The organism is Thalassospira sp. MCCC 1A03138 (genome assembly GCF_002115785.1).
In the GTDB taxonomy this organism is placed as follows: Bacteria; Pseudomonadota; Alphaproteobacteria; order Rhodospirillales; family Thalassospiraceae; genus Thalassospira.
In genome coordinates, this window is record NZ_JFJY01000006.1 from 166629 (window position 1) to 187657 (window position 21029).

At 54.2% G+C, this 21029-nt stretch carries 17 protein-coding genes; 6 read left to right on the forward strand and 11 right to left on the reverse strand.

What is annotated here, in order from left to right; translation table 11 throughout:
• The first annotated feature begins 36 nt into the window (after window positions 1-36).
• Window positions 37-1038: an RluA family pseudouridine synthase gene (locus TH468_RS13785; RefSeq protein ID WP_085645022.1), complete on the forward strand. Its 1002-nt coding sequence runs from the start codon at window positions 37-39 to the stop codon at window positions 1036-1038.
• A gap of 111 nt (window positions 1039-1149) precedes the next feature.
• On the forward strand, window positions 1150-2016 hold the full coding sequence (rpoH, locus tag TH468_RS13790) for an RNA polymerase sigma factor RpoH (protein WP_085645024.1): 867 nt from the start codon (window positions 1150-1152) through the stop codon (window positions 2014-2016).
• A 97-nt stretch (window positions 2017-2113) separates the two neighbouring features.
• Here the strand turns inward: rpoH and TH468_RS13795 are convergent, their stop codons facing one another.
• The 10 genes from TH468_RS13795 to TH468_RS13840 all read right to left on the reverse strand — a co-directional run bounded on the left by TH468_RS13795 (window position 2114) and on the right by TH468_RS13840 (window position 14725).
• Window positions 2114-2590: a hypothetical protein gene (locus tag TH468_RS13795; protein WP_085645026.1), complete on the reverse strand. Its 477-nt coding sequence runs from the start codon at window positions 2588-2590 to the stop codon at window positions 2114-2116.
• Window positions 2591-2601: 11 nt separating this feature from the next.
• Entirely contained in the window at window positions 2602-4725 is a 2124-nt protein-coding gene (locus TH468_RS13800) for a serine/threonine-protein kinase (RefSeq protein WP_085645028.1), read from the reverse strand.
• 225 nt (window positions 4726-4950) lie between these two features.
• Window positions 4951-6246, reverse strand: a complete 1296-nt coding sequence (locus TH468_RS13805) for an adenylosuccinate synthase (protein ID WP_062949251.1) — start codon at window positions 6244-6246, stop codon at window positions 4951-4953.
• Window positions 6247-6282: 36 nt separating this feature from the next.
• Window positions 6283-7449, reverse strand: coding sequence for an ATP phosphoribosyltransferase regulatory subunit (locus TH468_RS13810; protein WP_063092906.1), 1167 nt, complete (start codon window positions 7447-7449; stop codon window positions 6283-6285).
• A 143-nt stretch (window positions 7450-7592) separates the two neighbouring features.
• Entirely contained in the window at window positions 7593-8798 is a 1206-nt protein-coding gene (locus tag TH468_RS13815) for a phosphoserine transaminase (RefSeq protein ID WP_085645314.1), read from the reverse strand.
• A gap of 160 nt (window positions 8799-8958) precedes the next feature.
• Window positions 8959-10830, reverse strand: coding sequence for an SLC13 family permease (locus tag TH468_RS13820; RefSeq protein WP_085645030.1), 1872 nt, complete (start codon window positions 10828-10830; stop codon window positions 8959-8961).
• 279 nt (window positions 10831-11109) lie between these two features.
• On the reverse strand, window positions 11110-11937 hold the full coding sequence (locus TH468_RS13825) for a PhzF family phenazine biosynthesis protein (RefSeq protein WP_085645032.1): 828 nt from the start codon (window positions 11935-11937) through the stop codon (window positions 11110-11112).
• A gap of 48 nt (window positions 11938-11985) precedes the next feature.
• Window positions 11986-13419 (reverse strand): pyridoxal-dependent decarboxylase, encoded by a 1434-nt coding sequence (locus TH468_RS13830; RefSeq protein ID WP_085645034.1) that lies wholly within the window; start codon window positions 13417-13419, stop codon window positions 11986-11988.
• On the reverse strand, window positions 13416-14384 hold the full coding sequence (locus TH468_RS13835; protein WP_085645036.1) for a threonine dehydratase: 969 nt from the start codon (window positions 14382-14384) through the stop codon (window positions 13416-13418). The genes TH468_RS13830 and TH468_RS13835 overlap by 4 nt, the downstream gene beginning before the upstream one ends.
• 116 nt (window positions 14385-14500) lie before the next feature.
• Entirely contained in the window at window positions 14501-14725 is a 225-nt protein-coding gene (locus tag TH468_RS13840) for a DUF1127 domain-containing protein (protein WP_246832337.1), read from the reverse strand.
• Window positions 14726-14864: 139 nt separating this feature from the next.
• On the opposite strand from TH468_RS13840, the gene TH468_RS13845 reads away from it, so the two are divergent.
• The 3 genes from TH468_RS13845 to TH468_RS21620 all read left to right on the forward strand — a co-directional run bounded on the left by TH468_RS13845 (window position 14865) and on the right by TH468_RS21620 (window position 19689).
• On the forward strand, window positions 14865-16307 hold the full coding sequence (locus TH468_RS13845) for a PLP-dependent aminotransferase family protein (RefSeq protein ID WP_085645040.1): 1443 nt from the start codon (window positions 14865-14867) through the stop codon (window positions 16305-16307).
• 337 nt (window positions 16308-16644) lie between these two features.
• The gene (locus TH468_RS13850) at window positions 16645-18906 is read left to right on the forward strand and encodes a Lon protease family protein (protein ID WP_246832338.1); all 2262 of its coding nucleotides are present in this window, start codon (window positions 16645-16647) and stop codon (window positions 18904-18906) included.
• 495 nt (window positions 18907-19401) lie between these two features.
• Window positions 19402-19689 (forward strand): SPOR domain-containing protein, encoded by a 288-nt coding sequence (locus TH468_RS21620; RefSeq protein ID WP_168177143.1) that lies wholly within the window; start codon window positions 19402-19404, stop codon window positions 19687-19689.
• A gap of 39 nt (window positions 19690-19728) precedes the next feature.
• On the opposite strand, the gene TH468_RS13860 is transcribed toward TH468_RS21620, so the two are convergent.
• Window positions 19729-20040 (reverse strand): DUF5818 domain-containing protein, encoded by a 312-nt coding sequence (locus TH468_RS13860; RefSeq protein ID WP_063092899.1) that lies wholly within the window; start codon window positions 20038-20040, stop codon window positions 19729-19731.
• A gap of 149 nt (window positions 20041-20189) precedes the next feature.
• On the opposite strand from TH468_RS13860, the gene TH468_RS13865 reads away from it, so the two are divergent.
• Window positions 20190-20876: a GGDEF domain-containing protein gene (locus tag TH468_RS13865; protein ID WP_085645046.1), complete on the forward strand. Its 687-nt coding sequence runs from the start codon at window positions 20190-20192 to the stop codon at window positions 20874-20876.
• Window positions 20877-21029 lie beyond the last annotated feature (153 nt).

Below are 21029 nucleotides of genomic sequence, written 5' to 3' on the forward strand. Positions count from 1 at the left end.
CACTGACGGTCATCGCAGGCCAGAATAGCAGCAGATATGAATATGGATAGCGGCTTGAACACCGAACATCTTGAATATATTGCCTCTCCCGCTGACGAGGGAGCGCGGCTCGACAAGGTTCTGGCAACCGCATGGCCCGAGCAATCCCGTTCGCGCATCAAAAGCCTGATTGAGAACGGACATCTGCTGCTGAATGACACGCCGATCGCCAAGATGTCACACAAGGTAAAAAGTGGCGACCGCTTTGCTCTTGAAATTCCACCCGCGGTCGCGGCCGACCCAATCGCCGAAAAAATCGCGCTCGATATCCTTTATGAAGACGACGATCTACTGGTGATCAATAAACCCGCCGGGATGGTTGTTCATCCTGCTGCGGGCAATGAAAGCGGTACATTGGTCAATGCTTTGCTGGCCCATTGTGGTGACAGCCTATCGGGCATTGGCGGGGTAAAGCGCCCCGGCATCGTCCATCGGCTTGATAAAGATACCAGCGGGGCAATGGTTGTTGCCAAGAACGATGCAACCCACCGGGCACTGTCGACCCTGTTTTCCGAGGACAAGGAAAATATCGAACGCGCTTATATCGCCGTTGTATGGGGTGTACCACGCCAAAGCGAAGGCGTTATAGAGGGAAATATCGGCCGAAGCCCGCGCAACAGAAAGAAGATGGCGGTGCTTCGAAATGGGGGAAAACCCGCCCTTACGCGCTACAAGGTTTTGGCAAAACGCGACGACTCGTTGGCATCCCTTGTTGAGTGCCGGCTTGCGACCGGCAGAACGCATCAAATTCGCGTTCACATGACCCATCTTGGTCACTCACTTATTTGTGATCCAGTTTACGGTAGAAGCAAACTTACCCAGAAGTTCAGCAAGCATGTTCACGAGGTTCTGACGGGCTTTGAAAAACAGGCGCTACATGCCAGAACACTGGGATTTTTACACCCAAAAACAGGTGATTACATCCTTACCAAAGCTCCCCTTCCGGAAGACCTACAGGAACTCATCACCTGCCTTGACCTACCCATTTGGATAGTTTGACCTAGCCTTTTTGGTCTAATTTTTATTGACGCCACCTAATACTCCCGTATAAGTTTTAGTAAGTGCTAGGGGATAAACCGCACTTTATACGAAGCGTAACGGGAGGCTTCAATGAAACAGGGAAATGCACTTCCAATCATCTCCCAAGATGGTCTGACAGTCTATTTGCAGCGCATCCGCCGTTACCCCATGCTTACACCTGAACAGGAAACGACGTTTGCGTGTGAATACCGTGACAATGATGATGCAACTGCCGCAGAGAAGCTGATAACCAGCCATTTGCGACTGGTTGCCAAGATAGCCATGAGCTATCGCGGTTATGGACTTCCGATAAACGAATTGATCTCCGAAGGCAATGTAGGCCTGCTTCAATCGGTCAAGCGCTTTGACCCTGACAAAGGCTTCCGCCTTGCAACTTATGCAATGTGGTGGATTCGCGCCGCCATTCAGGAATACATCCTTCATTCCTGGTCGCTGGTGAAAATGGGCACCACTGCCGCCCAGAAAAAGCTTTTCTTCAATCTTCGGAAACTCAAAAGCCAGATGCAGGCAATTGACGAAGGCGATTTGCGACCTGAACAAGTTGAACTTATCGCAACCAAGCTTAATGTCTCCGAAGACGACGTGATCATGATGAACCGCCGTCTAGCCGGACCGGACCATTCATTGAACGCACCGGTACGCATCGACGGTGACGGTGAGTGGGTCGACTGGATCGAAAGCGAAGACGAAGATCAGGAAACCCTGTACGGCAAGCGCGAGGAATTTATCCAGCGCATGAATCTGCTGAAAAGTGCGATGTCACACCTGAATGCGCGTGAACGTGACATCCTGACCCAGCGCCGCCTGCTCGATTCACCTGTAACGCTTGAAAACCTTAGCGTCGCATACGGAATATCGCGCGAACGCATTCGTCAGATTGAAGTTCGGGCCTTTGAAAAAGTACGCAAATCGATCCACACCGATTTGCCGATGTGAGTGCCTTGCTTACCCTCTTCAACCAACATGACTGCGGCGGACAATTTGTCCGCCGCCTTTTTATTGGGTCGTGGTCTTTGGTTCGTCCACTTTCGGTTTAACTGCCGGAACGGTCGATTTCCTTGATCAGGCTGTCGCCCCAGGTCTTGATCAAACCACGCTGCCTTTTACGCAATTCAGAAACACGGCGCTGAGCCGAAAGGTTAAGCACATTGGCAACGATCGGCGGCATCGCCAGATACAAAAGCCATCCAAGACCGGCCGAGCCATACATGATCGACAAGGCAATGGGTTGGAAAACATGCTGCGTAGCCACACTTGCACTCTGTGAACCGTACTGCCAAACTTCCAAGATATAGGGCGCAACTCCTGAGAAATTCAGGCCAAAAATGCAGCGTGACATTGTACGCCCTTGGCTCCGATCAAATAAAAATGCAATCATCGAGGGCAAAAGCCCCACGGCCAAAGTAATAAACGTTGGCAATGCAACCATAAATAAAAGCACCGCTGATGCCACTACGGACAAACCAGAAAAGGTACCTTTCTTTTTACTGCCTGCAGGTTTCCTTGCCATCCAGACCTCCTTTACCAGATATGCATAAGAAACAGTGCCGAGACCGTTAGCAGTGCGATCATCGTCGAAGCAAATGCTGCGGCCTGTTGCCCAACTTTTTCTGCCAGCTCAAGTCTCGCCGGCCCCGAAGACTCAAGGTCAAAAACCTCACTTTCCGACTCAGAATATTGTTCTACAGCGGAAATGAATTCGGTTTGATCTTTCCGGCGCTCCTGCTCATCATTGATCAAATTGTATAGTTCAACAAGATTGCCACGCTTCGCCAGTTTCGGAATTTCGTGTTCGACACGTTCGCGACGCGCTTTACTATGAAACACCTTAACCGCCGGCTCCATCAAGCGCGCAACCCAGTGTGACAGATTCTGCAGATTGTCAGGACCATGTCGCCATTGAACAAGTGCCAGCATACTAATGATTGCACGACTGTATTCAACCTCATCAGCCGGATTCTGTAGTGCCAGAAGTTGGGGCTCGACATCGTCATCAAGGCGGGTTGCAATAAAAGCTGCAATATGCCGATCAATTGGCCATGCATCATCAGGTAACGTTTCCGAAGCTTTTTCAAGTGCGGGTAAAAGCTGACCTATATTGACGACATAACTCTTTTCTATCATAGGACTTAAACAATGCTGATTACGGACCATTGCATAAAGACAGCGTTCGTAACCGTAGCCCGCACTTTGCTGCTGCACATAGTAACGTAGGTTCTTATATGCCTGCTGTAATTTTTGGACTTCCGCATTATATCCGACTTGCCTGCCAAACCAGAAAGCAGGGATATCCCGCATCACCACATCTGCAAAACGCTGAGGTCCACGCCCATGCTGCACGTCGTATGACAACATGGTTCCCAGCCCGTCAACCATCGCAGAAAACCCCTTAAAGCGAATGGCTCCAGTGGGGTCTAGGATAATGATTGATTTGGCGACCAGAATATCTTCGGCTGCCCTCTTGTCTGCCCCCCCCCATTGCAATTGCCGGGTCGCTTCGGCCATATGCTTGGCCCTGTCGTTGTCTGAAAGCCCGCGCCGCAGCCAATTTTCAACAGTTCCGTCTCGCAATGGGGCAAGCGCATTGACCCAGTTTTTTGAAATTCCCTGCGCAAGCGACCGCGCGGTATAGTAATCCTTGCCCGAGATATTTTGGGATCTCGCGGCTCGACGTTCGGTGTTGGACTGAACTGGCTTGGCCCGCCTTCCGTCAAGCCACGCATGGAGCTCAGCAAAGCCCCAACGCTCTTCAGGGTCATCGCACAAAAGGCCGCGTACCGGCTCTATCAACGCCAGCGGCAGCTTTTCGTTCATTACAATAGCTTGGAAAGAACCCTTGGACAGTTTGACATCAATAATGTCCTGCTCACGCAGCTTTTCGAGCGGTGTATGCCCTATACCAAGAGCCGCAATGGTCATACCCAGCGCATACAAGTCATCCAATACCGACCCCAAACCACGTCCAGCTGGATCAGCTGTCATACGTGATATGGTTTCGTAAACTAAAGGCTGGTTAAACCCTCCGGGAGCAGAGCAACAATCCCCAACAACGACTTTCTCTGCCATTGGGCCTTCAAAGAACAGATTGTCCGCGCGAATATTACGATGGGTTAGCCCCTTTTCAGCCACCGCCTGCAGCACATTCATCAGGGGTTCAATTACAATCTTTGAGAAATCATGCTCATCTATCTTTTTTTGTTTTTCACCCGGTACAAGCACCCGCCCGCCTGCAGGCTTTTCATAGAAAAGCATCATAGTTTTTTGGTCAAACGGTGGCCAAGGCGCAATTTCGTGATCAAGAAGATCAATCTGCCCGCCGATATGGACACCGGTCAAAAAGCGAATTAGATCGTAGCGCGTCGGTATTGATGGATCAGTTACAAGAGCAAAGGCACCACCTTCTTCACGGCGCAGGTTATCCGCAGCGTAGGCCTTGCAATTTCCCATATCGTATTCCGGAAGCCGCAGATCTGAAAACACCCGGAAATTACCAATTTCGATACTCCGTCCACCACTCCCCAACGCAGTTGGGTCCTCGCCGCCCAAACCTGCGGAGGGCATGGTATCTTTATTATCCGCTGCGGCAGCCTGTTCGTCAGCGCCGTCGGAAACATCCTGTTTCTGCATTTCCGCTTCTTGTGCCATGAGCCCCGGTTTTTCTTTGTTGGAGGATCCCTGCTCTGTGCCTCCCTACCTGGAAAGCAGTTTCAGCCCGTCCTCTGATCTGCCGAAACGATACTGCCGATAGCAAAACGGAGCAAGCCGTTATCCGCGCTGCACACAAGGACCGGATCGGCCAAATCATTCACCTGAAACGAAAAAAGCCACCGGAAGACCCGGTGGCTTTTGCATTTTTATTCAAACACGCGATCAGGCGCTGAACGGGTCATGAACCAGAATGGTGTCATCACGTTCCGGGCTGGTTGACAGCAACGCCACCGGTGCCTCGATCAATTCTTCGATACGGCGGACATATTTGATCGCTGCCGCCGGCAGATCGGCCCAACTGCGCGCGCCCATCGTGGTTTCAGACCAGCCTTCAATGGTCTCATAAACCGGTTTGGCCTTGGCCTGAAGACGCTGGTTGGCGGGAAGATGGTCATAGATTTTGCCATCAATGTCATAGCCGGTGCAGATCTTGATTTCCTTGAAACCGTCAAGAACATCAAGCTTGGTCAATGCAATACCGGTAATGCCGTTAACCTTGACCGACTGACGGACAAGAGCCGCATCGAACCAGCCACAACGACGTTTACGCCCGGTGACAACACCAAATTCATGACCGCGTTCACCAAGACGTTCGCCGTCCGCGTCAAACAGTTCGGACGGGAACGGGCCTTCGCCGACACGGGTGGTGTACGCCTTGGTAATCCCCAGAACATAACCGACCCCCGACGGGCCCATGCCAGAACCGGCAGCAGCCTGTCCCGAAACCGTATTGGACGAGGTCACAAACGGATACGTGCCATGATCGATATCAAGCATCGTGCCCTGCGCGCCTTCAAACAGGATACGCTGACCGGCTTCCTTAAACTGGTTAAGCGATTTCCAGACAGTATCCGAGAACGGCAGGATTTTCGGTGCGATTTCCTTAAGCTGCGCAAGCAGTTCCGCACCATCGACCTCCGGCTGACCCAGACCGCGCAAAAGCGCATTGTGGTGGGTCAGAAGGTTTTCGACCTTGGCTTCAAGAAGTTCGACATCGGCCAGATCACCAACGCGGATCGCACGGCGACCAACGCGGTCTTCATATGCCGGGCCGATCCCGCGACCGGTGGTACCGATCTTGTTGTTGCCGGTTGCCGCGGCTTCGCGTGCCTTGTCCAGATTGCCGTGCAGCGGCAGAATAAGACAGGCATTTTCTGCAACGCGCAAGTTTTCCGGCGTGATTTCAACGCCCTGCCCTTTAAGGCGGTCAATCTCGGTCAGAAGCGCCCACGGATCAACGACAACGCCATTACCAATAACCGACAACTTGTTCTTGCGAACAATACCCGACGGCAGAAGGCTAAGCTTATAGGTCGTTCCGTCGATCACCAAAGTATGACCGGCGTTATGACCGCCCTGGAAACGCACAACGACGTCTGCCCGTTCGGACAGCCAGTCGACGATCTTGCCTTTCCCCTCGTCCCCCCATTGGGAACCGATCACGGCAACATTGGTCATCGCAAAACTCCTTGCGCGATAAGAAATGGTTCTGGGTTACGCACCCAGCGGCACGATCTGGCCGCCAAGATAAATGAAACTGCATCCCATGCGGCGTGCTTCCTTGCGCGCCGCATCTTCTGTTTTGGCTTCGGCCGCACCTTCAAGTGCCGCCACAGTATAATGGCCGTCTTTGCGCAATTGGCGCGCTTCGCGCTGCGGGGTGCCTAACGGCAAATAAACCCGTTCAACCGGCTTTACATCGGCAAGGCCGCGCAAAATCGTATCCATGAAAAGCGACATGCCGGTTGCGGCCTCGCCGCCCGAACCACCCGCACGATAACGACCGCCACGACCCAATTCACCGCGAACATGTTTGGCAAACAGGGTAAAGCTGACACCGGTCTGATACCGGAAACCAGCCATTTCAACCGGATCAATGGTCAAGGCCGCATCAAGATCAGATGCCAGAATACGTTCGGCAACCTCGATCAGACGGTGCAATTCTTCGGACGCGCCCAACGGCAGTTCAAGCTTTTTAAGCTTCGGCAATGCTGCCTGCGCCGGACCGGCGGCTTCAAGCAGGGCCACCAGCACATCGGTCACATTGCCACTAACCGCTTTGACCGCTGCGACATCGCGATGTTCAAGGGCCGCGATCAGCGTTTCGCGATCATCGGCGGCAACACCAAAGGCATCAAACAGACGGACCGGCAAGGTCGGCAAATTCAGATCAACGGAAACATCCGGCAAACCGACATGTTCCAACGCCTCAAGCGCCAGCAACACGATCTCGGTATCTGCTGCGGCGCTGGACACACCAATCAGTTCGGCTCCGACCTGGGCAAACTGGCGTTCCGGGCGCAACTGTGTGCCCTTGATCCGCAATACATCGCCGGAATAGGACAGACGCAATGGACGCGGCGCATCGCCAAGGCGGGTTGCCGCGATACGACCGACCTGCGGGGTCATGTCGGAACGAACACCCATCATCCGGTGCGACACCGGGTCCATCAGGCGGAAAGTCTGGGTGGCTAGTTCCGGCGCTGCACCTTCCAGAAGGCTCTCTTCGAATTCGACCAGCGGCGTCTTGACCCGGTCGTAGCCCGCATGTGCGAAACTGCTCATCAGCTTTTCACGGATGTCAGCTTCACGTGCGGCGATTCCAGGCAGAACATCCTGAAGGCCGGCGGGCAAAAGAGCTTTCCTGGCAAGTTCGGTCATTATGTGTGCTTTCCGGACAAGGCGCGCAAAATCGGTTCAGGTCGTGCCTGATCTATATATCCGGTAGCGGTTACTAACGCTTTGTTCCGGACAGGGCAACGGGAAAACCCCCGAAGACGCAAATAATACTTACGAAATGCTGATCAGCCAGCCTGAATTTCAGCTTTGACCGTCGCATATGCCCAATCAAGCCATGGCAGCAACGCTTTGACATCACTTGGTTCCACAGTCGCACCACCCCAAATCCGCAGCCCCGGAGGCGCATCGCGATAGCCATTGATGTCCATCGCGATTTCTTCAGCTTCAAGAAGCTGCGAAATGCGTTTGGGCAATGCTGCCTGTTTTTCTGATGGCAATGACAATGCCCATGGATCGACAATCTTGATGCACATTGATGTATTGGACGCCGTTTCCGGCTTTTCCGACAAGTCAGCCGCCCAGTCACTTTTGGCAAGCCATTCATCAAGATGGGCGCGATTCTGACGGGTGCGTTTCAGCAAACCGTCAAGACCACCGATATCTTCGGCCCATTTCAGGGCATCAATAGCATCTTCAACCACCAGCATTGAGGGGGTATTGATCGTTTCCCCGCGGAAAATGCCATCGATCAGCTTGCCGCCTTTGGTCATGCGGAAGATTTTCGGCATCGGCCACGCAGGATTATGGCTTTCAAGGCGTTCAACGGCACGCGGGCTCAGAATAATGATGCCATGACCACCCTCGCCGCCCAGAACTTTCTGCCAGCTATAGGTCACAACGTCGAGCTTGTCCCAAGGCAGTTCCATGGCAAAAATCGCCGAGGTAGCATCGCAAATAGTAAGGCCCTTGCGGTCCGATGCGATCCAGTCGCCATTTGGCACCCTCACACCGGCTGTTGTGCCGTTCCACGTGAAAACAACGTCCCGGTCAAAATCAACCGCACCAAGATCGGGCAACTTGCCATAATCGGCTTCCATGACCCGAACATCAGGCAGGTTTAGCTGTTTTAAAACATCGGTCACCCAAAGCGACCCGAAGCTTTCCCATGCCAGCATATCAACGCCGCGTGGCCCCAAAAGTGACCACAACGCCATTTCCACCGCACCGGTATCGGACGCCGGAACAACCCCCAGCAGATAATCATCAGGCAGGTTCAGGATCGCGCGCGAACGGTCGATAACCTCTTCCATGCGTTCCTTGCCGAATTTGGAACGATGCGACCGGCCAAGAACACGGGTATCAAGTGCATCCGCCGACCAGCCGGGACGTTTTTTGCAAGGGCCCGACGAAAAATTCGGGCTTGCAGGACGCCGGTTTGGCTTGGAAAAGGCATCAGTGGAATTGGCGGTTACATTGGCGTTCTGGGCCATCAGCATATTCCTGAGATAGTCGAACAGTGCAGGCGCACCATTCTGCGTCAAAATCGGAGCCCGATCCTATTGCGACACGCACAAAAGTCAAACGCCTTTGGCGCATTATAACTGCCCGCATTTGCATGACAGATCAGCCAATTGCGCATCCAGACAAAGATCAGAACGGGATATCGTAATACCACGGCGCAAACAGACTGAAGGCCAGCCACAAAATGATGATCAACGGTGTTCCCGCGCGCAGGAAATCGACAAATCGATAGTGTCCCGGCCCCATCACCAGAAGGTTGGTCTGATATCCGACTGGTGATGCAAACGAACAGTTCGCAGCCATCACCACAGCAATGGCAAAGATATGCGGCTCAACCCCAAGATTCTGGGCCATGCCGATCCCGATTGGCGTGAACAGAACAGCACAGGCATTGTTCGACAGCACATTGGTAAAGACCGCCACGATCAGGAAAAACAGCGACAGGATGATCGGTGCCGGTGCCCCGCGCGTTGCCGCTAGCAACTGATCGGCAACGAATTCCGCCCCGCCGGTCAGTTGCAAGGCATTGCCAAGGGCAAGGGCAGCCGCCACCAGCAGCACGATCTTCCGGTCAATCGCGCGCGCTGCCTGACGCAGATTAAGCGCCCCGGATGCGATCATCAGTGCCGCACCGATAAAACTTGAAACCATGATCGGCACAAGGCCGGTCGCGGCAACCGCAATCACGCCAAGGAAAATGGTCGCGGCACGGCGCGCATGGAACGGGCGCGGCAAGGTGCGCGTCGACCATTCCAGCAAAACCACATCGCGAATGGTACGAAGGGCTTCAACATCCTCGGACCGCCCCTGCACCAGAAGAACGTCACCGGCTTCAAGGCGGATTTCGGTCATCTGCGTGCGGATCATGCGCGAACGGCGCTGAATGCCAAGGACAAGGCATTTGTACTGATAGCGGAAACCGATCTGTTCAAGGTTAAAACCGATCAGACGCGATCCTGGCGGCAGCATGACCTCGGCCAGAAGCTGGGTCGATTTTTGCGGGATTTCTTCACCGCCTTCATGGACGGCAGCGGCTTCCGCATGCAGAAGGCCCGGGTCTTTTTGCAACGCCTCGGTCAGGGCCTTGCGCGTGGCTGCAACGACAAGAACGTCACCTGCCTGAATTTCCATATCTTCGTCAAACGGCGGCAGATCGGCATGTTCACGCCGAACAATCATCTGGATCGTAATATTGGGCAGGTCTTTAAAGAACCCGGCCACAGGACGGGTACCGATCATCTGAGACGCCGGACCGACCGTGATCTGGGCGATGAATTGTTTGCCGCTGCTATCGGGATTGGCAAGCTTGCTGCGCATCGATGCCAGCGCGGGCAAAAGGCGGGGCGCGACGAACAGCACATAGATAAAGCCCACCAGCGCCAGCACACTGCCAATCACCGTGAATTCAAAAAACTCAAGTGCAGGCATCCCAAGTTCGATCAACGAGCTTGATACCAGAAGGTTGGTCGAAGACCCGATCAGGGTCGTCATCCCACCCAGAATGGCGACGTAAGATAACGGGATCATCAATGCACTGGGCGAACGTTGAATACGCTCCGACAGCGCCTGAATGATTGGTATGAAGATAACAACGACCGGGGTGTTGTTCAGAAATGCCGACATCAGCATCACGACAAACAAGCCGACAAAAATCGCCATCGAGGCATTCTTGCCGCCATGTTCGGTAATCAGACCAGCGATATAACTGACCCCGCCGGTCAGCACCATGCCCTGCCCGACGACCAACAATGAAAGCACTGTCAGCAAGGCGGGGTTGGCAAACCCCGACATCAGCGCACCAGGATCAAGCAGGTTGTTGCCATCGGCATCGGGCAACGGGAAGAAATTGAAGAACAGCAGCAAAGTGGCAACCAGCGCCATGCTGGTCAGCTCAAGCGATATGCGCTCCAGCCCATACAGGACCAGCGATCCGGCGACCAGTGCCAGAACCACCCACATCTGTAATGGCGTCGCAGAACTGGCGACAACACTATCGATCACGATCTATCTTCCCCTGCAACAGCGCTTTGATACGGGGTTGTGGCAGACAATTTTGAAGGTCTGTCCATTCCCCGAAAGTCGTATTTTGTCCTTACTTAGACGAAAGCCCCTGCAAGAGGTCAATAAAAATCAAACGTGTGATCGCGGCCCTGCGCGATAGTGGGTAGATCAGCCAGCCACGTAAGGTCATAGAAAACCAGCGACTTTCCATAAAAATGGCGGGCAGTGTTGTGCCCTGCCCGCCATTGCAATGATCGCTTTTCGACAGTCTGTCCTACGTCAATCAGGCAAATAAATCTCGCCCTTGAGATACAAAAGCGCATTGCCCTTCAGATGGACACGATCACCATCAATCGTACAATCAACAATCCCGCCGCGCTTGGACGCCTGATAGCCGACAACATTGGATTTCCCGTTGCGTTCCGCCCAATACGGCGAGACAACGCAATGCATGTAGCCGGTGACCGGGTCCTCATCGATGCCAAGGGCGGGCAGGAAATACCGCGATACCATATCGATGCCCGGCTGATCGCCCGGTGCGGTAACGATCACACCGCGTTCGGCCAGTTTTCCCAATGCTGACATATCGGGGGTCATGTTCCGCACCACCGATGCATCATCATAGACCACGACAAAATCCGTATCCCGGCTGGCAACCCGGAATGTTCCTGTCGGCCTTGCGTCGGATATGGCGGCAAGGACGTGCACCGGAACATCGTCAGGAGCAATCGATTGCTTGGGGAAATCAAGCACAATCGCATCACCATCACGGCGCGCAGTCAGAATTCCGCTAGCACTTTGCAGGCGAATCAAATCACCGCTAAAGCCCAGCATATTGAAAATGACAAACGCACTTGCTAGCGTCGCATGCCCGCAAAGCGGCACTTCGACCGTTGGTGTGAACCATCGGATATGAAAATCAGCTCCGTCATTCTTTGACGGATCAAGCTTCACCACGAAGGCTGTTTCCGACAGATTGTTTTCCAAGGCGATATTCTGCATTACCGCATCAGACAGCCAACTATCAAGCGGCACGACCGCCGCCGGATTACCGGCAAACATCCGGTCTGCGAACGCGTCAATCTGGTAAATCGGAAGCGTGGTCATAAGTCGTCTATCCTGAATGATCTCTACATATGTCGAAAAACAACGCTGTTACAGGACACTGTCAATTGCGTTTCTGACAATCTCCATATCGTGATCCTGTATGCGCCAGTTGCTGAACGCCGCACGGAACCCGAACCGTCCACCATAGATCGTTGGCGTCATGAACAGTTTCCCAGTCGCATTGATACGCGACAGCAAGGCACAATTGTCATCATCGCTGCCCGGGCCGGTAAACATGGTTACGTTAAGTTTGGGATCGGCCAGCAATTCAAGCCGGTCATGACCACGCACCCATTGCGCCAGATCAACAGCCTGATCGCAGTTCGCCCGAACAATCCCGGCAAAACCGCCACGTCCATAGGCGACCATCGCCAGCCAAAGCGGCAAAGCCCGGAACCGGCGGGAATTTTCCACCCCACGATTGATGTACATATTTCCAACCGCATCCGTCTGCAAATACGGCGCAAACGCCCGGCAGCAGGTTTCAAGCACACTGATATGCCGGGTCAGGAAAATCCCGCAATCATATGGAACATTCAGCCATTTATGACCATCTGAGGTGATCGAGTCTGCCCGGTCAAGTCCTGCTAGCAAATGGGCGCGCCGATCATCAAGGGCGGCAAACATGCCAAACGCTGCATCAACATGCAGCCACGCCCCATAAGCCGCACACAAATCGGCAATCGCGATCAGATCATCGAAATCCGTCGCATTCACCGTGCCCGCAGACGCGATAACCAGCTTGGCCCTGGCCGTACTTGCCACAAGCTTGGCCTTAAGATCGGTGATATCGGTTTCCTCGGTCCTCGGTCGGGTTGCAACCTTGGTAAAGCTATTGCGACCAATCCCGGTGACGGACAAATCCTTGATCATGCTGGCATGCGGGCTTGCGGCAAATATTTCAAAACCTGGCAGCACACCCGCCCCGTCGGCGTCAACATCAACGCCGATCTGCTGACCGCACCATTGGCGCCCGGCAACAAGCCCCAAAAGGTTCGATACGGTCGCACCCGTTGTCAGCACACCGTCAAAACGCCCGTGGGGTAGCCCGGCCATCTCGCAAAGCCAGTTGATCACCTGTTCTTCGACCGCTGCCGTAACGCTGCCCTCGGGGCCGGTTGCGTTCTGATCAATTGCGCCAGTCAACCAATCACCGGCAAGAGCGGCCGGTGTCGTGCCGCCGGTCACAAAACCCAGATAACGGGGACCGATTGATGCGGCGAGCAGCGGCAGAATTTCTTCCTGCGCTGCCCGCAGCGCATCAAGCGTACCGCAACCCTGCCCCGGCATCGGGCGCGAGGGATCAAAGGCAGAAAAGTCGCGGCAGGTCACATCCATGTCGTCAGCACCCTGAACAAAGTCGCGTGCCATATCGCTGGTTGCGGCCAAGATCTGGTCAAGCTGTTCAAGATCGTCAAACATCAGATGACGCGCCGTCGTCGCAGTGGGGCTGCTTTCGGCACGATTTAACGGGCGGCTCATTGGGTATCTCCGTTCAGGATACGGGCATAGTCGGTCCGGTCGATATTGGCACCACTCAGAATGACGGCAGTCTTCTTGCCGATATTGCGTTCGTGATCTGCAATCGCCGCGGCAAGTGATACCGCCCCCGCACCCTCGGCAAGGGTGTGGCAGGAACTGAAATAAAGGCGCATGGCATCGCGGATTTGATCATCACTTACCGCAACAATATCTGACGCGCCGTCTTTGATGATTGCGAACGCTGCCGGATCAGGACTGCGACAGGCAACGCCATCTGCAAACGTATTCGCGGTTGGTGTTGTGATCACCTTGCCCGCCCGGAAGGATTGCAGCACCGCATCTGCCCCCGTCGCGACAACACCGATAATGTCGGTATCAAGGCCCAGTGCATCGCGTACTGTAATCAACGAACAAATCCCTGACCCCATGCCAATCGGCACGTAAATCCGGTCAAGCTTTCTGACAGCATCAAACAGTTCCAGCCCGTATGATGCAACGCCGCGCACCAGTTCCGGGTGAAAGGGCGGCACCATCACCAAATCTTCGGCAGCGGCATATTGGCCTGCATATTCCGCGGCATCCTGAAAATCGTCGCCATGCTCGATGACTTCAGCACCCCATGCGCGCATTGCAGCGTTCTTTTCAACCGAGTTGCCCCGCGGAACAATAATGGTTGCCGAAAGGCCCAACTGGCTGGCGGCATGTGCCAGACTTTGGCCGTGATTGCCACGCGTGGCACTTATGATGCCCCGCGATACTCCGATGGAGTTTTTCAGATAACGACAAAATGTCAGCCCGCCGCGAATTTTGAACGCCCCAAGGCGTGTATGGTTTTCATGTTTCACATACAGGGACAATCCCGTCGCCCGATCCAGCAATGGCCAGCGAATAGTCGGCGTCGGCGCCACATATTCATGGACATAAGCCGCAGCCTCGCGAAGTTCGTTTACCGTAAACAACGACATTGCCACCCTTTAGGATAGTTTATGAGTACAATCGAATGTGAATTATTGGTACAATTCCAGACAAGGTTCGAACGGAGGCACGAGGGAGCGTGAACCTCCGTTCGGCGCAACTTCACCTAGCTGCGCGGGGGGAACCCTATCCAGAACGGCCTTGACAATTCACGATCCAGATCAGACCGCGTCATTCCGACATCTTTCAAAAGATGATCGTCAAGTTTCTCTAACATTCTGCGATTGCGTGCACTTTCTTGCCATACGCGGACACGTTCCAACACGGAGACAGCGATGCCGGCAACAGCAGAACGCCAGGTAGTCGCCTTGACGGCGCCTTTGGTGTTCATCTGTGCATTTCCTTTGATATTGATTTCGGAAAACCGGATTGTATCGTTACAATTTACCATCACTTTCTCCTGTCGATTAATTGTACCGATTTCGTTTTGTCATTGACATTGTCACCGTGTCAATTTAAACATTGTCACCATGACAATATGGCTTCCAAACATTGAAGGCGGCAGCGGTCCTGTTTATCGGCAGATCGCACACGCCATCCGCAGCGCGGTTAATGACGGGTCACTCAAACCCGGCGACCGCCTTCCCACCCATCGCGATCTCGCATATCACCTTGGCGTCACCGTCGGCACAATCACCCGGTCCTATCGCGAGGCGGAAAGACTGGGGCTTGTCGCGGGCGAAGTAGGGCGCGGCACATATGTGTTGGGCGGATTGCAAAGCGAACTGGATATGGCGGTAACAGTCCCTGCACCGGGCCATTTCAGCAACAATATCGGCGCGATGACCCGGGAAACGGCAAATGACGACGCCGAGGATATCGGCCCGGTCAATTTCCGGATGAATTGCCCCCTGCCCCCGCGTGAAGACCATATTCGCAATGTCCTGATCGACGTTGCCAAATGCACGCCGTTAAATGACATGATCACCTACAAGTCGGAATATGGTATGCCGGGCCACCGGCGCGCCCTTGCCTCAATGGCCGGTGCACTCGGACTGGATGACAATCCGGAACGTGTTCTGCCAACCGCCGGCGTTCAGCACGGCATGACGGTTTCATTGCTGGCAACCGTACGACCGGGTGATCTGGTGCTGTGCGAGGAACTGACCTATCCGAACCTGCGCAGCCTTGCAAATCTGCTGCAATTCCGTCTGCGCGGAGTTGCCATGGACGACGAAGGCATCATTCCGGACGTTCTTGAAACCCTTTGCCGGACACAAAGCCCGCGCGCCATTTATTTGATGCCAACCCTGCACAATCCGCTGTGCTGCACCATGAGCCAACAGCGACGCATGGAAATCGCTGAAATTCTGCGCAAATATGATCTGCTTTTGATCGAGGATGGCATCTATCACTTCCTCAATCCCGATGCGCCACCGCCGCTTTCATGCTTTGCGCCGGAACGCAGCATCTATCTGGACGGGGTATCCAAAAGCATCGGCGGCGGTCTTCGCGTCGGTTATATCCACGCCCCAAGCGAAATGATCGCCAAACTCGCAAGTGCCATTCGATCAACCTGCTGGATGGTATCGGCCATCAATCTGGAACTTGTTTCACGCCTGATCGAAGATGGCAGCCTAAAACGATATGAAGCCTGGCACCGTGAAGAAGCCGCAAGACGGCTTTCGATCATTCTGGGCACGCTAAAGGGCTACAATGTCCGGTTCCATCCAACCAATTATCATATCTGGCTCGACCTGCCCGATCATATCGACCCGGGCGAACTGGTCATGAATGCCGCCAATAACGGTGTTCTCCTGACCGCGGCACAGCAGTTTTCGGTCGGGCATCCGCAACGCGGGCTAAGGCTTTGTTTCGGGGCAGAAAAATCGACCGAACGTCTGCGTCAGGGCGTTCAGATTGTCGAACGCCTGCTGCAAACCAGCGAATTTGGCAATACGGTCGTGATGTAAACCGCTTTTTGTCCATGACTGAAATGCCGCTTGGTTGCGGTTTGATAATAGCTGCACGGGGTATTACACCATCGCATCATCAATTCCCGGGACGCCCATATCGCAAAATCGACAAGCTGCTCTTGACCGTCCTATCGCGTTGCTTCCAAGATAAGATTTCGTGATCGGCGTCCTTGCCTGATCGCATCCATCTTGGGCAGCAGAAAGACAGCAAATGCCAGTTTCCCGCCTCGACGCTGATGATTGTGGCTTCCCCCACTTCCGGATTCGCAGCCCACACAAAGACCAGTCTCCTGAAATTTTTGCTTTTTCATCGCATTACCGAGCAGCAGAGGCATTGAAGTTCGGTCTTTCAATGTCCGAGCCGGGCTTCAACATCTTTGTTCTGGGCCTTGATCGTGCTGGTCGTATGACCGCAACCCTCGAATATCTTAAAAAGTCGATGGAAGAGCGCCCGGCGCCGCAGGACTGGGTATATCTGAACAACTTTTCCCGCACCAATCGCCCTCGCCCATATGCCCTTCCCGCCGGTGAAGGCCGCAAACTGGCCGATGCGATGGAAACGCTGGTATCGCACCTGCGCGAGGCATTTGCATCCGCATTCAACGCGCCAGCCCACCTGACCGAAACCCAGACACAGACGGAAGAAGCGCGCACACAGCTGCGCGAAAAATTCGACGCCTTGCGTGAATATGCCCGTGAACGTGGCCTGGACGTTCAGGAAAACGAAAAAGGCGTAATGATCGTCGCGCTGAACGAAGAAGGCGAGCCCGTTTCGCTTGACGAAATCCCCAAAGAGCGCCGCGCCGAAGCCGAAGATGCATTTGAAGAAGTCGCCGAAGAAGCCCGCAAGACACTGCTTTCGACCCGCGATCTTGAAGAACAGATTTCCGATACGCTTGATGCGCTTCGCCGCGGGGCCGCAAAGGTCGTTCTGAAGCCGCGCATTCGCAAAATCCGCGACAAATTCACCGCGCCGGGAATGAAGGCGTGGTTCGAAGCGCTTGAAAAAGACATTCTGGATAATATCGACGCGTTCGAAGAAGCCAGCGACCAGCCCGCCATCGACAGCGGCGATGGCAAAATGCCCGAAACCGTCGATGACCGTTATGCGGTCAATCTTCTGATCGACCATTCGCGCGACAAGCATCCCGATGTCGTTCTGGAACCAAGCCCAAGCTATGATAACCTGTTTGGCCAAATCCAGTACCGCCCGGTAGCCGGTGGCATGCACCCGCATTTCAGCCTGATCAAGCCAGGTGCCCTGCATCGCGCCAATGGCGGCGTTCTGGTTTTACGCGCGGAATCGCTGGTCGAACACGAAGACAGCTGGGCGTTCCTGAAAGCAGCCCTTCGTGATGGCGAAATCCGGATCGAGGAAACCCATAAATCCGGCCCACCAACTGCCGGTGCACCGGAACCGCGTCCCATCCCGCTTGACGTCAAGGTCGTAATCGTCGGGGCACCGAAATATTACTACACCTTCTTCTCGCTGGATGTTGATTTTCGCAACCATTTCCGGGTGAAGGCCGACATCGATGCCGACATGCCCGCCGCAGGTCGTAACATTTCGATCTATACCGGGTTACTGCGTGATTCTGCATTGTCACGTACCGGCATCCCGCTTGATAACGGGGCCATTCGTCAATTACTGGGGCAGGCAGCACGCTGGGCCGGGGAACGTGACAAACTGACAGCCCAGATCGAGCGGGTCGAAGACGTCGCAATCGAGGCCGGCGCCTTGGCCAAGACCGACAAACGCAGCAGCATCCGTGCGGCCGATGTCAGACGCGCCATCGAAGAACGCCGCCACCGCAATAGTCGCCTTGAAGACCGGTCGCATGAACGGGTTCAACGTCGTGAAATCCTGATCGACAGCTATGGCGCGGTTGTCGGCCAGGTCAACGCCCTCACCGTTCTGGATTATGGCGATCACGCCTTTGGCCTGCCCGCCCGTGTTTCTGCCCGGTCCTATGTTGGCAGCCTTGGGGTTTTGAATATCGAACGCATGGTCGATATGTCAGGCCCGCTCCAGCAGAAATCGGTCATGACCATCGAAGGTTTCCTTAAATCCCGATTTGCGCAGGAATTCCCCCTATCCTTTGCCTGTAACGTGACGTTCGAACAGAACTATGGCGGGATCGAAGGTGATTCGGCATCCATGGCCGAACTTTGCGCGATCATTTCGTCAATTTCCAACATCCCGATGCGCCAGAATGTCGGTGTAACAGGATCAATGAACCAGTTCGGGCAGGCACAGCCCGTCGGGGGCATTTCGCACAAGATCGAAGGATTTTATCGCATTTGTGCCGATCAGGGCTTTACCGGCGATCAGGGTGTGATCATCCCGCTGGCCAATGCGGAAAATGTTGTTCTGCGCGAGGAAGTTGTTCAGGCGATCCGTCAGGGCAAGTTCAACATCTGGACGGTAGAACACATAAACGATGCCATCGAACTCCTAAGTGGCAAGCCATGTGGCGATCACCCCGAAGGCCAGTACACCGCCGACAGCGTTTATGGCAAGGCAATGGAACGGCTGCGCCAGAATGACCGCATCCTGCGCGAACGCCACGCCTTCCCGGCATGGTCGGAACAATAAATGATACCGGCGGCGATATCCCCTGTTCGCGTTCGATACAGATCCAAACTGGCCAGTATCGTGACAGGATGCATTGCCGCCGGTCTTTTTCTGACCGTGGGGCCGGGTCAGGTCACGGCGCAAAATATCGAGACAGCACATCCCGCAAGCAAAGAAATGAAATCTGGTCTGGACGCCATACCGACGGATTTACCCGTTCACACCAGCAGCCCGTCGCCGGTCAACCAACCTTTCAGCCTTCTGCCCGGCACCATCCGAACCGCCCCCGTTTTACTTGAAGACACAGATCGGCCAAGCCTTGCCGAGCAATATCGAATGGAAAAACAGGGTATCAAACGCGCGCCATCGCGAGCCGCAGTAGCAAAACGCACAATCATAGAAAAACCTGCGCCAGCAGTCATCGCCCAGCCAAAATCTGCATCTGCATCCGCGAACACGCCGCATATGACAGTATCGCCTTTAATCCCAGAAACCGGTGCGTCACAGGCATCAACATTGACAGCGACAAGTGTCTACCCCGCCGGGATCGACGGCGCATTTGCGATCCAACTTGGTGCCTTTCGCGATACGATCAGCGCCCAAACCTATTGGGCAAGTTTCATGATCCGGTATCCCGATCTGGCACAATCCCACCCCCGCAACCTTTCAACCACAGATCTCGGAACCAAGGGGACGTTTCATCGGCTGCGCCTTGGCGGGTTTTCTGATATTGCCAGCGCTGAAAAACAATGCCGCCAGCTTTTGGCTGACGGCACGGATTGCTTTGCAACGCATGATCAATAAAGTCGCATTCACGTTGCGTGAATGCGACCGGAAACGGGTCTATTTGGCATCACCGCCCAGCAATACAATCTTGTCAACGATCAGCGTTTCGGCCTCGGTGCAGGTCGTCATCAACGCGCCATGGCCGGTTACCCGAACCTTGTCGCCAGGGCGGAAACTGCTTGCCTTGTTTGCCAGCGCATAAAGGGTGCCGTCATCCGCACGAAACGTGACGCATTCCCTGCCATTATCGGTGATTTCCCCGGTCAGGGTCATGTTTTCTTTCTGAAATGCCGAACATGCCGACATCAACATTCCCGCAGCCAGGATCGCAGCAAACTTGCCAGACACGGCGCCAATTCCTGTTTTCATTATCGTTCTCCTGTGCTCGTGCGGTTTCCTGCCGTCACAAAACCTTACGTTCTTCGTTAATGATGTTGTAACGCACTAGACTTTAAAAAGGATCCTGCGAAACGTTTTACGCGTTTCAATTTGTATTGTCATTGATAACAAGATCAAAGATGAACAACTCGCATCTAGAGCTTCTAAAGAAACTGGCTGACGAGTTTCAACCGCGCACGGATGTCAACATCCGCGCAAATGTTGAAACCGGAAGTTCCGATGCATTTGCAACACTTGTTGATCTTGCCCGCGACATGCAAAGCCGCCTGGACCAGCAGCAAAATCGTATCCGACAGCTGGAACAAATGGTCGAAACCGACGAATTGACCGGTCTTTATAACCGTCGCGGTTTCCTGCGTCGTGTTCGCGAAACCATGGCACGCGCCGCCCGTCACCCGGAAAACGGCATTCTGGTCATTGCCGATCTTGACGGCTTCAAATTGATCAATGATCACCATGGCCATGCCGCTGGCGATGCCATCCTGCGCCATTTCGGCCAAAACCTTCGCACACATACACGCGCTGATGATTTTGTCGCCCGCTTTGGTGGTGACGAATTTGCCATACTGCTGGTCGGCAGCATTCCCGAAGTCGCAGAACGTCGGATAAGTGATCTTGAAAAAGCGACATCGCGCTTCCCGCTAATTTGGCAGGGAGCAGCCCTTCCGATCAGAGCCAGCTTCGGCTTTACGTTCTATGACGGCAAAAGCGACATAACACACCTGTTGCAGCAGGCCGATAACGCCATGTATGCCAACAAGCATGCAAAACGCCCCGCCTCCGAAAGCAGTCACAACGCTGCCTGACCATAATCGCAGTGGCACTTTCAGAACCTGAATCAAAGATCTCTCGCGCACCTTCTGGCACAAAATATCCCGGCTAAATTCCCAAGTTCGGTATTCACCGGCTTTTTTTATTTATTAAGCCCTTTTCCTTCATATTGCCCCATAAGATCGCTA